Raw genomic sequence first — 15152 nt, 5'->3', positions numbered from 1 at the left:
TGTCCCTCAGACGACGAAGTCGAGTGCGGCGTCGAGCAGCATGCGGGTGTACGTGTGCCGGGGGGCGGTGAAGATCTCCTCGGTCGGGGCGCACTCGACGATCTCACCGAGGTACATCACCGCGACCCGGTCCGCGATCTGCCGCACCACGCCGAGGTCGTGCGAGATGAACAGCAGCGACAGCCCGTGCCGGCCGCGCAGTTCGGCGAAGAGCCCGAGGATCTGCGCCTGCACGGACACGTCCAGCGCGGACACCGCCTCGTCGCACACCAGCAGTGCCGGCCGCAGCGCGAGCGCGCGGGCGATACTGACCCGCTGGCACTGTCCGCCGGACAGTTCGCCGGGCCGCCGCCCCGCGACGGTGCCGTCGAGGCCGACCTGGTCGAGCAGACCGCGGACCGCCCGCTGCCGGTCGCCCTCGGGTGCCGCTTCGGGGTGGGCACGCCACGCCTCCGCGATGATCTTCTCGACCGGCATCCGGGGATTGAGCGACGACTTGGGGTCCTGGAAGACCATCTGGACGGCCCGCCGCTGCTGCGGCGGCCAGCTGCCCGGCCTGCCGATCGGTACGCCGCGGAAGGCGATGGTGCCGCCGTCCGCCCGGGTCAGCCCCACGACCGCACGGGCGAGCGTGGTCTTGCCCGAGCCGGACTCCCCGACGAGCGCGACGATCTCCTCAGCGCCCACGTCGAGGTCGACGCCCTTGACCGCGGCGACCCGCGCGCCCCGCCGCCGGGAGGCGTAACTCACCCGCAGGCCCCGTACGGTGAGCAGTTCGGGCACTCAGATCAGCTCCTCGGCATAGTGGCAGGCGCTCGTCCGTTCCTCAGCGACCGGCCGGGGCCGCGGCACCTGTTCCCGGCAGCGCTCGCGCGCCATGGGGCAGCGGGTGCGGAAGGCACAGCCGCCGGGCCGGGTGAAGGGTCCGGCGGGTGTGCCGGGCAGCGGGTCGGTGAGCGGTGTCTTCACGCGTACGGTCGGCACGTTGCGGATCAGCGCCCTGGTGTACGGGTGCGCCGGCCGGCGCAGCACCTCGGCGGTCGGACCGGTCTCGCACACTCGCCCCGCGTACATCACGACGAGGGTGTCGGCGGTGTGCGCCATCACCCGCAGGTCATGGCTGACCAGCAGCATCGCCATGTGGTCCGCGTCGCGCAGTCTGCGCAGCAGATCGAGGATGCGGGACTGCACGGTGACGTCGAGCGCGGTGGTGGGTTCGTCGGCGAGCAGCAGCCGCGGCTGTCCCGCGAGCGCGAGGGCGATCATGGCGCGTTGCCGCATACCACCGGAGAACTGGTGCGGGTAGTCGTCGACGCGGGACGCCGCCCGCGGGATCTCCACCCGTTCCAGCAGTTCGACGGCGGCCCTGCGCGCGGCGGCCCTGGACCGGCCGTCGCGGCGCAGGATCTCCCCGACCTGCCGTCCGATGGTCAGCACGGGGTTGAGCGCGGCGAGCGGGTCCTGGAAGACCATCGCCATCTCGCGCCCGCGCAGCCGGCGCCGCCGGGTGGCGTCCAGTTCCAGGGTGTTCTCGCCGTCGTAGCCGATCCGGCCGAAGGCGGTGGCGCCGTCGGGCAGCAGGCCGATCACCGCGAGGGCGGTCATCGTCTTGCCGCTGCCCGATTCGCCGATCAGCCCGGTGGTACGGCCCCGTGGCACACCGAAGCCGACGTGGTCGAGGACGTCGACCTGCGCGTGCGGACCGGGCAGCCGCACCACCAGGTCCGCCACGTTAAGCAGCGGGGTCATGAGACGGTCACGCCGGTCAGGTCCGGCTGGAAGGCCGGGCTGGTCCGCAGGCCGTGCACATCGTCCCGCCAGGCGTAGGCGATGTTGACGAACATCGGGTACATGCCGACCGCGTCGTCCCAGATGATCTTCTGGGCCGCGCCCCACAGCCTGTCGCGTTCGTCCGCGGCGGCCGTGCTGCCGGCCTTGGCGAGGATCGTGTCGAGGTCCGGGTTGCAGTAGCCGGTGCGCTGGGCGGCGCACGGGTAGAGGCGGCCCAGGTTGCCGGCGAGGTCACCGGTGTCGAGGGCGAGGGACTGCAGGTTGATGTCCCACCTCATGCCGAGCAGGTCGTCGAGGAAGACGGCCTTCTCCTTGTCCCGCGGCTCCGCCCTGACCCCGATCTTGGCCAGGTCGGAGGCGACGGCCTGCGCGAACTGCCGGAACTCGGCTCCGGAGAACTGCAGTTCATAGGTCTTGGAGTAGTCGAAGCCGGCCTTGTCCAGCGCCGCCTTGGCGGCCTGGGGGTCGTAGGTCACGGGGGTCTGCCGGGCGTGCCCCGGCACTCCCTGCGGCACCGGCGAGTCGGCGGGACGGCCGGTGCGCGGGTACAGCGAGGAAATGATGCTGCTGTAGTCGATCGCCTGCCACAGCGCCCGCCGCACCGCCGCGTCCTTGAAGGCGGGGCGGCCGGAGTTGAACCACATGGTGTAGACGGCGAAGCTCGGCACCGCCTTGACGGTGATCTCGCCGGTGCCCTTCAGCTGGTCCAGTTGGTCGTCGGGCAGTCCCCAGGCGGCCTGTACCTCGCCGGTGCGCAGCGCCGCGACCCGCGCCGAGATCTCCGGGATGGTGCGGAAAACGAGTTTGCGCAGCTTCGGTTCGGCGCCGTAGTAGTGCTCGTTGGGTACCAGGGTGAGTCGCTCGTTCGGCTTGAAGCTCTGCACCTTGAACGGCCCGGAGCCGGTCGGCTTGGTGAAGAAGCCGTCCTTCTCCGCCTGGCCGGCGGGCGTGACGAAGACGGCGGTGAGCTTGCCGAGGATGCTCACGTCGGGCTTCTTCGACTCCAGCACCACCCGGTCCGGGGAGGGCGCCTTCGGGGTCACCTCCGCCCAGGAGGCGGCCTGCGGCCCGTCGAGGCTCGCGATGCGTTTGACCGAGTCGACGACATCGGCGGAGGTCAGTGCGGAGCCGTCGGAGAACTTCACGTTCTTGCGCAGGTCGAACGTCCAGGTCCGGCCGTCCCGCGAGGTCTGCCACCCGGTCGCGAGGTCCGGCTCGTACCGCCCGTCGGAGAGCGTCACCAGCCGGCTGAAGATCTGCCGGCCGGCGGAGGCGGTGGCCCCGTCGGCCCGTGGGCTGTGCGGATCGAGGTTCACCAGCGGCCAGTTGGGGGCGACGGTCAGCTCGCCCGCCCCGCCCGCGCCCCGGCCCGCGGTGCCGCCGCACGCGGTCAGTGTGAACAGGGCGATCACCGTCGCGGTACCGCGTGATGGCAGTCTCATGCCTGCTCCTTCTCCAGCGGCTCAGCCGGTGCGGTGAGCGCTGCCGAAACGATGGGTGAGCTGGTCACCGAGCAACCCCACGCTGATGACGAGGAGGGCCAGCGCGAGCCCCGGGAACGCGGAGATCCACCAGGCGGTGGCGAGGTATTCCTTTCCGAGCGCGATCGTCTGCCCCCAGGACACGGCGCTGCTCGGCAGGCCGATGCCGAGGAAGCTCAGCCCGGCCTCGGACAGCACGATCAGCCCGAACTCAAGGGTGGCGAGGGCCATCACGGGTCCGGCCACGAACGGCAGCACGTGCCGCAGCAGCACCGCCCGCCGCGGCAGTCCCAGCACGCGCGCCGCCGCGACCCACTCGCGCTCACGCAGCGAGAGGGTGGAGCCGCGTACGACCCGGGCGAAGGCGATCCACCGGGTGACGGCCAGCGCCACCACCACGGTCAGGAAGCCGCGTCCCATGACGCCGGAGATGATGATGGCGAGCAGGATGCCGGGAAAGGCCAACTGGATGTCGATCAGCCGCATCACGACCGCGTCGACCAGTCCGCGCGCGTACCCCGCCACGAGCCCGCACAGCACCCCGAACACCCCGGCCACGACCGCCGTCGCCGTGCCGACGACCAGGGAGGTGCGGGCGCCGTGGACCAGTTGGGCGAGCATGTCGCGGCCCAGCGCGTCGGTGCCCAGCCAGGCGGTGTGCCCGGCGTGGGTCGTGGCGCCGGGGGCGAGCAGCCGGTCGCCGACGTGGGTGGTGGTGGGATCGTAGGGGACGAGCATCGGCCCGAAGACCGCCAGCAGGGCGAAGCCGCCGACCAGGAGCGCCGGGATCCGGGCCGTCGGCGAGGTGCCGAGGACGGCGGACCGGAGCGGGCGGGTGACCTCGGCGAGGGTGGTCATCGTCGTACCTCGATCCGGATACGCGCATCGAGCCGTGAGTAGAGCAGGTCGGCGGTCAGGTTGAGGGCGACCACGATCGCGGCGATGAACAGCGCCGCGGCCTGCACCACGGCATAGTCGCGGCCGGCCACCGACTCGACGACCATGGTGCCGAGGCCGGGCCAGGCGAAGACGTTCTCCACGATCACGGCGCCGCCCAGCAGCGTCCCCATCTGCAGCCCCACCACCGTGATCACCGGGATGAGGGAGTTCTTCAGCGCGTGTCCGAAGAGCACCTGGCCCTCGGTGAGCCCCTTGGAGCGCGCGGTCCGTATGTAGGGCTCGGACATCGCCTCCACCACCCCGGCCCGGGTCAGCCGCCCCACCATCGCGGTGAACGGCAGCGCCAGGGTGACCGCCGGCAGCACCAGATACCGGGGCGAGCCGGCGCCCGAGGTCGGCAGCAGACCCAGCGTCACCGCGAACAGGAGGACGAGCATGATCCCGACCCAGAACGTGGGCAGCGACTGCAGCAGCAGGGTGAACCCGGAGACCAGCCGGTCCACGAGGCCGCCGGGGCGGCGCGCCGCCAGCACGCCCAGCGGCAGGCCGATGACGACGGCGATGACACTGGCGGACGAGGTCAGTTCGAGGGTGTTCGGCAGCGAGCCGAGCACCGCGTCCACGGCCGGCTCGTCAAGCCGGTAGGAGGTGCCGAAGTCCAGCGAGAGGGCGTGCCAGAGGTAGGTCGCGTACTGCGTGAGTACGGGGTCGTCAAGGCCCATCCGGGAGCGCATCTGCCGGATGTCGGCCGTCGAGGCGTCGGGGCCGAGCAGCAGCGTGGCCGGGTCGCCCGGCGCCAGCCGGACGATGACGAACATCAGGCTGACCGCGCCCCAGATGACGAACAGGCCGATGAGGATCCGGCGTACGACGATGCCCGTCATGACCGCCGCTCCCCACCCGGCACGGCTGCGGCCGTCGCGCCGCGGATGAACGCGCACGGCACCAGCAGCGTGTGCGCCTCGGCGTCGGGCGTGTTCAGCAACCCGATGAGCAGATCGACGGCGTCGCGGCCCATCTGCTCCCGGGGGATGGCGAAGCGCATCCAGTCGCGCGGCGGCGAGCAGTACGACGGCGGGTCGCCGAGCACCGCGACCGAGCAGTCGGCCGGCACGGCGGCGCCGGCCTCCTCGGCCGCCGCGCACAGGGCGGCCGCCGCCCGGTCGTCCTCGGTCGGCTCCACGACGAAGGCGGTCACCCCGTCGTCCAGCCACCCGCGCACGAGGCCGGGTCGCAGCTCGCCCGGGTCGGCGACGAGGTGGACGCCGACGGGATCGAGCCCCGCCTGCTCAAGGCCCCGCCGGAAGCCGCTCGACCGGTCACGGGTGGGCTCGGCGTTGCCCGGCACCTTGAGGTAGCGGATACGGCGGTGCCCGAGCCCGGCCAGCTCGGTGACGATCCGGCTGGTCGCGGTCGCGTAGTCCGCGGCCACGTAGCTGATCCGGGCGCCCTCGATCTCACGGCGTCCGATGAAGACGAACGGGAAGTCCTCCTCGGCCAGCCGGGCCAGCTCGGCCCGCCGCAGATGCCGGCCGAGCAGCACACAGCCGTCCGCGACCTTGAGCCGGTTGGCCCCGCCGGCGAAGAGCCCGCGCTCGCGGGCCGCCCCCGCGGAGGTGAAGAGCACCAGGTCGTAGCCGCGCTCGGCGGCCTCCGCCTCGACGCCCTGGAGGAAGGGGTGGTAGAAGTCCCGGTGGTCGGTCGGGAAGACGGCCTCGAAGGTGTAGAGGCCGAGCATCTGGTTCCGGCCGCTCTTCAGGCTGCGGGCCACCGGGTTGGCGACGTACCCCAGCTCACGGACCGCGTCCAGCACCCGCTGCCGGGTGGCCGGGGCGATCTGGTAGTCGCCCGAGACCCCGTTGATCACCTGCGAGACGGTCGCCTGGGACACTCCGGCCTGCCGCGCGATGTCGATCTGTGTCGGCCGGCGCCGCTTGCGTTCTTCAGCCACGCGGTTCCCCAATACGTATTGAGCCTGCGGGGAACGTAGGAGCGCACCTTCACGGCGTCAAGTGCCCTGTACGGAAGCGGAATTGGACGCTCCCACCCGTCCGGACGCGCACCCCGCGTCCGTCCCCGGACCGGACCCGTGCACCGTGGTGTCACCGGGCAGCACCACCGGCCACGCACATGCAACGAGGGCCGCGACCGTCAGGTCGAGGCCCTCGTCACCGTGTCGTCCGACCGGGACGACAAGCTCGCCGAGTTACGGATCGGCCGTTGTACGGCGTCCTAGGCTCCGGCTCCCAGGGCGGCCGCCTCGTCAAGGACTGCCGCGACATCCTTGTCGGTCCACATGCCTGTGAGGAACGCCAGGTCAGCGATGGTGAAGCGGTTGCGCATCAGATGGCAGTTGGTCAGTGCCCAGGTAACCGTCTCCGGGGCGACCGGAGCGCTCAGCTCGCTGAACCGGGTCGGGGCGCCTGCCGCGCGCAGAGCCGCGACGATGCGTTCTGGCGCCTCCAGAAGGGCATCGACGGTCACGGCGTGGCCGGCCCAGCGCGCCAGGGCCTCGCGCAGCCGGGTCGGTGCATCGGTGTTCTCAAGGTGGGCAAGCTTCTTGGCGTAGTCGGCCCAGCACTCGTCCGCGGTCGCGCCGGACTCGTCCATCCATCCGAAGGCGGCGCGGACGGCGCGCTGGGCCTCGTCGGGCTCGGGCAGCGTCAGCGCGGGAAGGTCACCGGCGGCGATCCGGTTCAGGACGCGTACCCACAGCAGGGAGACCAGCACGGTTGCCACGCCGACCTGCTCGCCGTGGTGCGCGTTCGGCAGCTGACGCGCGCCGTGTGCCATGTCGAGCATGTGACTCACCGTGTGCTCCATCCCCGACGACGGGGAGGTCTGGCCCGCGATTCCCATCGACAGGCCGGAGAGTGTGAGGAACTCGGCGAGCGTCGCGAGGTCGGCCGGCACGGAGCGCCCGACCCCGCCCGCGATGTTCAGAAGGTCCTCGCCGTACCGCCTGGTCATTGTGGCGGCGTCCATGGAGAATCCGCGGTCCATGCCGAACAGTGACGACAGGTACCAGTCGGCAGGTGCGGTGAACATCGAGATCATGTCACCGAGCCCCGAGCGGTTGAGGGCCGCCGGGGCGCCGGCAAGCACTTCGTCGTCGATGAGCAGGGTGCGCGGCCAGGCGCTGGGGGTGGTGCGTTTGACCCCCTTGATCAGAAGCACGGACTGGTCGTCGGCGAAGCCGTTGACCGACGCCGCGGTCTGCACCACGATGTGCGGCCGCGGGCCTGCGGCGACCTTGCCGATGTCGCACAGCGTGCCGGAGCCGATCGTCACCACGGCGTCCGCCGTGGCACAGCCGTCACGTGCCGTCTCGACGGTGGCCTCGTCGGCGTGCACGTCACCGACGAGTACGACGGTCTCGACGTTGCGTCCTTGTGCGATCGAGTCGACGAGCGTGCGCTTGAACTCCTCCCCGCCAAAGGTGCGGTAGTCGCGGTCGTCCGTCAGAACGGCGATGCGCCCGCTCTCGGGGAGCGCGTCCAGTACCTGCCGCAGGCTCTTGCGTGCGCCGGTGGAGATGTCAACGCTGGTGAGACCGATGGCCGACCTGTTCAGCTGGGTGGTGATGTCGGAGACAAGTGTCATAGGAGGCTCCTTGCGCATGGTCGGTCAGACCTGCTGCTCGACGGCGTCGAACAGGGCGCGGTAGTCGTGGTAGGCGTCGTCGTAGGCGGCCGTGGCCGACTCGTCCGGCTCGATGACGGTCGGGTCCAGGGCCACGACGCTGTCAACGGCCTTGGTGAGACCGGAGAACAGGCCTGCGGCAACGGCGGCGAGAATCGCGGCGCCCGCGGCGCTGGTTTCGGCCGTGGTGACGCGCTGGATGGGTGTGCGGCAGAGAGTGGCCTTCGCGGTGAGCCACAGGGTGCTGCGCGCCCCGCCGCCGACCGAGCGGACGCTGCTTGCCAGTCCCATTGCTGACAGCCGGTCGTAGATGTCGCGGAAGGCGAAGGCATTGCCCTCGAGGATGGCCCGGGCCAGGTCGGAAGCATCGTGGTTCATGGCAAGACCGGAGAACACGCCGCGCACGCGGTCGTTCCAGCGCGGCGCCATCGAACCGGAGAGAGCGGGAATGAAGCGCACGCCGTTGGCTCCCGGAACTGACTGGGCGGCAAGTCTGAAGAACTCTTCTTGGCTGACGCCGAGGAGGTTCTTCGCGAACCACAGGGTGTTGCCGCCGGAAACGAAGCCGGGGTTTTCGATCAGATACCCGCCGGGTGTCGCGTGGGCGTGGGTCTCCACCACACGGGTGTCGTCGAAGACTGGCTCGGAGCTGGCGACCCCGACGGGTTCGGCCGTGCCGATGATGTCGATGACGACGCCCGGCCGTACACCGCCTGCGCCCAGACACGAGGCGTGGTCGTCCCCGGTGCTGACGACCACCACGCAGCCCGTGGTCAGCCCGAGGGCGGAGGCGGCCTCGGCGGTGAGGGTCCCCGCGGGGTCCACCGCTTCGCCGATCTCGGGAAGTTTGGCGCGGTCGAGGCCGGCTGCCTCGATCAGATCGTTGCTCCAGCTGCGTGTGGTGACGTCGTAGAGGAGGGTCGACGACGAGTTCGCGTGGTCCTGGATCACACGGCCGGTCAGCCAGGCGAGCGCGTAACCGCCCACCGAGGGCAGCCACTCGGCGGCTCTGTAGACATCTGGCTCCTCGTCGCGCAGCCACATGCATTTCGGGGCGGTGTGCGAGGCGTCCAGGTTCAGTCCGGTGCGTTTGAACAGGGCGTCAGCACCGATCGCACGCTCCAACTGGGCGACCTGATCGACCGCGCGGCGGTCGAGCCAGATGATGGCCGGGCGCAGCGGGTTGTATGCGCGGTCGATGGGCACCACTCCGTCGACCTGGCTTGACAGGGCGAGATGCGTTACCGCGGAGGGCTGGATCCCGGCTTGGGCGACGACTCCGCGCACGCTCTCAGCGAGGGCAGAGCGGTAGTCGGCCGGGTCCTGGTCCGCCCAGCCGCTGTGCGGATGGTGCATGGCGTAGCTGCTGGAGTGAGTGGCGACGATGGTGCCGTCCGGCGCCATCAGGACGGCCTTGGCGCTCTGCGACCCCAGGTCGCAGCCGATTACGTAGCTCATGAGAACTTCTTTGCTTCTCGAGACGGTAATTCACTAGACGTCTGACCAGCCGCCGGGGGCAGGCCGTCCAGGGGCGAGGGCTGCGGTGGGGAAGCAGAGGCCGAAGTGCGGCTCGGCAGTGCGGCTGGTCAGAGTGATCTGCTGTGCAGCGTCGCCTTACGGTTGATCCACATGTCGAAGACATCGCTGGTGTGCCATTCCGACGAGGCGAGGACAGGTCGTCCGGCCCCGTCGAAGTCGGTCTCCTCGAAGAACAGCAGCGGCGTTCCCTTGGCGACCTGGAGGTGGCGGGCGGGTGCTCCCGAGGCGAGGACCGGTTTGATGCGGGCCCGGCCGTTACGCGCTCCGTGCGAGACCTGCTCCAGCAGCCCGAACAGGGACCGGCCGAAGCCGTCGCCTCGTGCATCGGGCGGCACCAGCGAGGCCGGGAGGCGGTCGATGCTGTACACCACCGGCCGGTCATCGGCCAGGCGAAGCCGTTCAACGACCACGACGTCCTCACCCGGCGTCATCGCCAGGTGTGCCAAGTCGCTGTCGTCGGCTTGCCTGACCGACGTGTCGAGTACGACGATGCTGGGCTTGAAGCCGGCCGCACGGATCATCTCGGTGTAGCTGAGATTGAGGTCGAGCGCGTGCTGCTGGGGAATGCGTGCCACGAACGTGCCTGACCCCTGGCGGCGCGCGAGGTAGCCGGACTCGATGAGTCCGCGGTACGCCTCGCGCACCGTGGCCCGGCTCACGCCGAATCGTTCGCCCATCTGCTGCTCGTTGGGCAGCTGGTCCCCTACTGTGTAGGTGCCATCGCTGATGAGCTCGCGGATTCCGTTGCGTACCTGCTCCACCATGGTGGGGCGGCGTGAAGCCATCGCTATCCCTCGATTCGTGCCGGACGTATCACTTCTGCGAGTTCACCGAACCGGCCAGACGTCTAACGTCTGGAGACCGGCCGGTCAACGCCCGGAGTATAGGCCGAGGCCTGCGACGTCAGGCGGCTGCGTCGCGAGCGAAGCCGAGCGCCGTACGCACCTGCGCGACGACGTCCTTGTCTCCGGGCAGGGCACCGTCGAAGATCGCGCCACCGATGGTGAAGCCCCAGGCCCCGGCCGCCGTCAGACCGCGGATCTGCTCCTCGGACACGACGGAGCCGGCGGCGATCACCGGGGCGTCGATGGCGTCGGCGACGGCACGGGTGAGTTCGAGCGGATCGACATCGCGGTGCCGGTAGGCAAGCAGGTCGACACCGTGGACCCCCGACTTGGCGGTGAGGGCTCGCGCGTGGTCGACGATCTCCTCGACGGTGCCCTGCAGTTCGCTCGGGTGCCCGACGACACGGCCGGGGAACGGCGCAAACTTGATGTCGGTGTTCTCCAGGCGCTGGACCGCCTCGTCGGCGAAGGTACCGCCCACGATCCAGTCCACCCCTGCGGCGACAGCCGCGTCGACCGCGGCCAGCTCGTCCTCCTTGGTCACCGAGACGACCTCCAGGTAGACCGTCATCCCCGCTTCGTGCGCGGCCTTGGTGAGGTCACGCTGAAGCTGCGGGGTCGCACCGACGTCCTTGAAGCCGATGTGACGCAGACCGGTGGTGCTCACGTCCTGGAGCACCTGGAGCGCGTTGTCCACGGTCCGGTCGTTGTGCGTGAGCATGAAGATGAACTCCACGGTTGTTCTCCTGTGTTGAGAGGGATGAAAAAGGGGGCCAAGAGGTCTGGGGGTCGGATCAGGCGGGCAGCAGGCCACGCACGTCCTCGACCACGTGGGCGGGGTCGAGTCCGGCAGATCGTGCTTCCTCTGCCGAGGTCGCGCCGGAGAGGACCAGGACGGACGCCATGCCTGCGGCCTGCCCCATCGCCACATCGGTCAGCACCCTGTCGCCGACCATCGCGGCCTGGTCGGCGGGCACCTGCAGACGGTCGAGGAAGGCCTCGGCCATGTGCACGCTCGGCTTGCCGACGACCGCCTCGGCCCGCGTGTCGGTGCACGCCTCGATCGCGGCCAGCATGGCGGCACAGTCGGGCAGGCCGCCGTCGGGCGTCGGGCAGTACGGGTCGGGGTTGGTGGCGACGATGGCCGCACCTCGGCGCACGGCCTGGTAGGCCCGGGTGAGCTTGTCGTAGTCGAAGGTCCGGTCGAAGGAGACCACCACGACATCCGCCCGTTCGGGATGGGGCGTCGTCTCGAAGCCGGCGCTGTGCAGCTCGTCGGTCACGACGTGTTCGGCCACCGGCAGCAACGTGGCGTCCGGGTGGTACCGGCGCAGGTAGCGGACGAGGGCGTCAATGGCGGACACCACATCGTCCGGTGTTGCGGGTATGCCGAGCCGGGTGAGCTTCGCAGCGTATGAGGCCGACGTTTCCAGCGGCTTGTTGGTCACGAACACAACCCGCGATCCGGCGTCCCGCAGCTCCTGCACGACGCGGTCGGCGCCCGGGATCAGCTCGTCACCGAGGTAGAGGGTTCCGTCCAGGTCGAAGGCGTATCCGCGGTAGCGCGGAAGGACGCGGGTCCCCGGCGACAGGATGGCGGTCATCGTGGTCACTCCGTTGGGTGATCGAGGGAAGGGCGGCGCTAGAGGTCGGCCGGCGCCGTGTGGGTTCGCAGGGCGTCCTCGGCCGCGTCGAGCGCGGCGAGCTCCTGCTCGGCGGAGATGTTGGCGGTCCGGTGACGGCCGTAGGTCATGTACAGCAGGAAGGCCAGCGCGAAGACGGCCACAGCGATGCCGAAGGCGAGCGGAACATTCCACAGGGCTGCCGGGATCAGCACGGCGGAGAGCACGGCCCCGATCCACATGGTTGCCTTGCCACCGCGCGCCCGGTACGGACGGTTCAGATCGGGGCGGCTGCGGCGCAGGACCAGTGCGGCCACCATCATGAGGATGTAGGAGACGGCGGCGACGAGCACCGAGAGCGACACCAGCACCGGGATCGAGTCCGACATCGCCGTGCCGACGAAGACGAACACCAGACCGACAAGACCAGGCAGTACCAGGCCCCAGAGCGGTACCTGATTACGGGTGAGCGTCGAGATCCAGGTCGGCAGGTATCTGGCGCGGGACAGGGCGAACATCTGCCGCGAGTAGGCCAGTACGATCGCGTGGAACGATGCCACGAGGGCGATGATGCTGAACACCGCGATGACAGGGGAGATCCAGCCCTGCGCGCCGATGACGTTCGACAGCGCCACCGTGATCGGTGCCGTTGCCCCTGGCAGATGGTGGTCGCCCACACCCGCCGCGACAGTCAGCGTGCCGACACCGACGACGGCCAGGGTGATGAACGCCGTGGCCAGCGCCCTCGGGATGTCCTTGCCGGGATTGCGTGCCTCCTCCGCGGACATGGGAAGGCTCTCGATCGCGAAGAAGAACCAGGCGGCGTACGGCAGCGTGGCCCACAGGCCGCCGATGCCGTGCGGGAACACGGCGCCGGACGAGTAGGCGTTCAGATGCTCCAGACTCGCCTTCGGCAGTCCGATGGCCATGAAAACCACAAGCCCGAGCACTGCAAGGCCGGTGACCAGAAATTCGACCTTCAGAGAGCCACCCGCTCCCGCGAGGTGGACGACGGTCGACACGGCGTACAGGACGACCGCGCTCAGCCAGATGGGAACGTTGGGGAAGAGCACGTGGACGTAGCCGCCGACCGCGAGAGCTACCGCGACCGGTGCGAAGACGAACTCCAGCAGCACGCTCACACCGGCGAAGTAGCCCCAGATGCGGCCGAGCGCCGTGCGAACGTACGCATAGGCACCACCGGAGTGCGGGATGGCGGCGGCGAGTTCGCCGATCACAGCGGACAGGCATGCGTAGAGCAGCCCCATGATCGCTATCGCGATGAGGTAGCCCCAGTAGCCGGTCAGGTCCAGCCCGGTGTTCCAGCCGTAGTAGTCACCCGAGATGACCGCGCCCACGCCGACTCCCCACAGCAGAGTCGGGCCGACGGAGCGTTTCAGAGAACCTTCGCCCACAGACGGGGCGGCCACAACCTTGTCAGACATACGCACTGCTCCTTTGCAGTTGCTGGGCTAGCTGCGATACCGGTGACTTCGTGACCGCCAGGCCCGACTCAGGGCAGCGTGATTCCGCAGGTCAGGCGAGTGGGCGGCCCCTTAAGTCACTGACAATGGGGCGAGATGTCATTCGGTGGAGGTGAAAGTCGAGTCAGCGGGGGTGGGAGCCGTACGCAGTACCCGGTCGGCCGCGCCGTCATCGAGAAGGGCACGCGCTTCGTGCTCCAGCTGTACAAGCGTGCGATAGTGGGTGATTTCGCGCTTGCGTATATCGTCGTTCCACCCGAGCGAGTCGCCGACGACCTCGGCGATCTGCTCCAGCGCGGCGAGGCCGGCGTCGGGCAGCTCGATGGTGAGCCGCGTGCGTCGGACGAGGACATCCTCGAGGTGGCGGGCATCCTCCTCCCGAGCCGCGTACGCCAGTTCGGCGAACAGCACGTCCGACGTGCCCGGCACGATGCCGCCGAGGCGTGAGTCCCCGTCGACCAGGGCGACCACGTCGGTGGCGAGGTCGCCGTAGCGGTCCACCAAACGGTCAGCGGGCTTTGGCTGCAAGCCGCGCTCTCGCAGCGCGCGCCGGCATGCTTCGCGTGCCTGCCCGTAGCCGACGGCTCCGAGAAGCGGAAGCCGGGCGGTGCGAGACGGGGGCACCCGCGCTCCGCGACTGGCCAGCACAGCGTCGACGACATCCTGCGCCATCACGCGATACGTGGTCAGCTTCCCGCCGGCGATGACGGCGACGCCCGGGCGGGGCAGACCGACGACGTGTTCACGGCTGAGCTTGGTCGTCGCGCTCGCCTTCCCGGCGACGAGGGGGCGCAATCCCGCGTACACGCCGACGATGTCGTCGTGTGTCAGCGGATCCTCCAGCACCGCGTTCACATGCTCAAGGAGGTAGTCGACATCAGCGCCGGTGGGCGCCGGATTGGCCCTGTCCAGTGCCCACGGTGTGTCCGTCGTCCCGATGATCCAGTGCTCGTCCCACGGGATGACGAAGAGCACACTCTTCTCGGTACGCAGCAGGACCCCAAGGCCCAGCGGGATGCGATCGCGACGGACGACGATGTGCACTCCCTTGGACATCGCCACCGACAGGCCCGCCGGCGCGCCGAGCACCGCCTGCGTGTCGTCGGTCCACACACCCGTGGCATTGACGACGTGCCGCGCCCGCGCCGTCACCACACCGCCCGTCTCCTCGTCGCGCAGGCGCACCCTCTCGACCGGCTCGCCAGCCGCCTCAGCGGGCTGGACCTCGGTGACAGTGGCGCGGTTGATGGCGAGTGCGCCCTGCTCGACGGCCGTACGCACCAGGGTGAGCACCAGCCGGGCATCGTCCACCTGGGCGTCGTAGTAGGTCAGACCGCCTGAGAAGCGGTTCGCGGTCAGGCCCGGCATCTCTTGCCTCAACTCCGCCGGGTTCAGGTGGCGATGGCGGGGAACGCCTCGACGGCGACCGCTGAGAAAGTCGTAGAGCGTCATGCCCGCGCCGACGTAGAAGCGCTCGAAGAGGCCGGTCAGCGGATAGAGCAGTTGGACGGGCTTCACCAGATGCGGGGCGAGCGTCCGCATCAGTCTGCCGCGCTCCAGCAGGGCCTCGCGGACAAGCTTGAACTCCATCTGCTCCAGGTAGCGGATGCCGCCGTGTACGAGCTTTGACGACCGGCTCGAAGTTCCGCTGGCCCAGTCCCTGGCCTCGACCACGGCCACCGAGAGTCCCCGGGACGCGGCATCGAGCGCGGCGCCCGCTCCGACGACACCGCCGCCGATCACGAGGACGTCGATCGTCTCGTTTTCGAGCTTCCGAAGCGCCTCGGCACGGCGGGCGGGCGAAAGGGCGGAAGCGGCGGGCGCGTTCGGCATGATGCGAGACTCCTC

Annotated in this window: 13 protein-coding genes; all 13 read right to left on the bottom strand. The window is 69.9% G+C overall.

The annotated features are described in order from the left end of the window. Positions 1 to 6 precede the first annotated feature (6 nt). Entirely contained in the window at positions 7 to 783 is a 777-nt protein-coding gene (locus ABT245_RS30780; RefSeq protein WP_351739745.1) for an ATP-binding cassette domain-containing protein, read from the bottom strand. Further along, the gene (locus ABT245_RS30775) at positions 784 to 1749 is read right to left on the bottom strand and encodes an ABC transporter ATP-binding protein (protein ID WP_351739742.1); all 966 of its coding nucleotides are present in this window, start codon (positions 1747 to 1749) and stop codon (positions 784 to 786) included. Then, positions 1746 to 3233, bottom strand: coding sequence for an ABC transporter substrate-binding protein (locus ABT245_RS30770; protein ID WP_351739739.1), 1488 nt, complete (start codon positions 3231 to 3233; stop codon positions 1746 to 1748). Before ABT245_RS30770 ends, ABT245_RS30775 begins: the two co-directional genes overlap by 4 nt. 21 nt (positions 3234 to 3254) lie before the next feature. Next, complete coding sequence (locus tag ABT245_RS30765) at positions 3255 to 4130, bottom strand: ABC transporter permease (RefSeq protein WP_351739736.1); 876 nt, start codon at positions 4128 to 4130, stop codon at positions 3255 to 3257. After that, the gene (locus tag ABT245_RS30760) at positions 4127 to 5056 is read right to left on the bottom strand and encodes an ABC transporter permease (protein ID WP_351739733.1); all 930 of its coding nucleotides are present in this window, start codon (positions 5054 to 5056) and stop codon (positions 4127 to 4129) included. The genes ABT245_RS30765 and ABT245_RS30760 overlap by 4 nt, the downstream gene beginning before the upstream one ends. Beyond that, entirely contained in the window at positions 5053 to 6123 is a 1071-nt protein-coding gene (locus ABT245_RS30755) for a LacI family DNA-binding transcriptional regulator (RefSeq protein ID WP_351739731.1), read from the bottom strand. Before ABT245_RS30755 ends, ABT245_RS30760 begins: the two co-directional genes overlap by 4 nt. Positions 6124 to 6404: 281 nt before the next feature. Next, a complete protein-coding gene (locus ABT245_RS30750) occupies positions 6405 to 7775 on the bottom strand; it encodes an iron-containing alcohol dehydrogenase (protein ID WP_351739728.1) in 1371 nt (456 codons plus the stop codon). Positions 7776 to 7799: 24 nt separating this feature from the next. After that, positions 7800 to 9272 (bottom strand): xylulokinase, encoded by a 1473-nt coding sequence (locus ABT245_RS30745; RefSeq protein ID WP_351739726.1) that lies wholly within the window; start codon positions 9270 to 9272, stop codon positions 7800 to 7802. 128 nt (positions 9273 to 9400) lie between these two features. Beyond that, complete coding sequence (locus ABT245_RS30740) at positions 9401 to 10138, bottom strand: GntR family transcriptional regulator (protein WP_351739723.1); 738 nt, start codon at positions 10136 to 10138, stop codon at positions 9401 to 9403. Positions 10139 to 10256: 118 nt separating this feature from the next. Continuing rightward, on the bottom strand, positions 10257 to 10934 hold the full coding sequence (locus ABT245_RS30735) for a hypothetical protein (protein ID WP_351739720.1): 678 nt from the start codon (positions 10932 to 10934) through the stop codon (positions 10257 to 10259). Between the two features lie 58 nt (positions 10935 to 10992). Then, on the bottom strand, positions 10993 to 11802 hold the full coding sequence (locus tag ABT245_RS30730) for an HAD-IIA family hydrolase (RefSeq protein WP_351739718.1): 810 nt from the start codon (positions 11800 to 11802) through the stop codon (positions 10993 to 10995). Positions 11803 to 11840: 38 nt separating this feature from the next. Continuing rightward, positions 11841 to 13265, bottom strand: coding sequence for an amino acid permease (locus tag ABT245_RS30725; protein ID WP_351739715.1), 1425 nt, complete (start codon positions 13263 to 13265; stop codon positions 11841 to 11843). Positions 13266 to 13403: 138 nt separating this feature from the next. After that, positions 13404 to 15137: a glycerol-3-phosphate dehydrogenase/oxidase gene (locus ABT245_RS30720; protein ID WP_351739712.1), complete on the bottom strand. Its 1734-nt coding sequence runs from the start codon at positions 15135 to 15137 to the stop codon at positions 13404 to 13406. Positions 15138 to 15152: the final 15 nt, after the last annotated feature.

This window comes from Streptomyces sp. NPDC001508, assembly GCF_040298665.1.
Taxonomy (GTDB): domain Bacteria; phylum Actinomycetota; class Actinomycetes; order Streptomycetales; family Streptomycetaceae; genus Streptomyces.
The sequence above is the reverse complement of the archived record's forward strand: the minus strand, read 5'-3'. Positions and strand labels throughout refer to the sequence as shown.

Bases quoted from the DNA above. Each gene is read 5' to 3' on its own strand.
- ABT245_RS30745 (WP_351739726.1), bottom strand. From the start codon at position 9,272: ATGAGCTACGTAATCGGCTGCGACCTGGGGTCGCAGAGCGCCAAGGCC.
- ABT245_RS30725 (WP_351739715.1), bottom strand. From the start codon at position 13,265: ATGTCTGACAAGGTTGTGGCCGCCCCGTCTGTGGGCGAAGGTTCTCTG.
- ABT245_RS30765 (WP_351739736.1), bottom strand. From the start codon at position 4,130: ATGACCACCCTCGCCGAGGTCACCCGCCCGCTCCGGTCCGCCGTCCTC.
- ABT245_RS30760 (WP_351739733.1), bottom strand. From the start codon at position 5,056: ATGACGGGCATCGTCGTACGCCGGATCCTCATCGGCCTGTTCGTCATC.
- ABT245_RS30720 (WP_351739712.1), bottom strand. From the start codon at position 15,137: ATGCCGAACGCGCCCGCCGCTTCCGCCCTTTCGCCCGCCCGCCGTGCC.
- ABT245_RS30770 (WP_351739739.1), bottom strand. From the start codon at position 3,233: ATGAGACTGCCATCACGCGGTACCGCGACGGTGATCGCCCTGTTCACA.
- ABT245_RS30750 (WP_351739728.1), bottom strand. From the start codon at position 7,775: ATGACACTTGTCTCCGACATCACCACCCAGCTGAACAGGTCGGCCATC.
- ABT245_RS30730 (WP_351739718.1), bottom strand. From the start codon at position 11,802: ATGACCGCCATCCTGTCGCCGGGGACCCGCGTCCTTCCGCGCTACCGC.
- ABT245_RS30775 (WP_351739742.1), bottom strand. From the start codon at position 1,749: ATGACCCCGCTGCTTAACGTGGCGGACCTGGTGGTGCGGCTGCCCGGT.
- ABT245_RS30740 (WP_351739723.1), bottom strand. From the start codon at position 10,138: ATGGCTTCACGCCGCCCCACCATGGTGGAGCAGGTACGCAACGGAATC.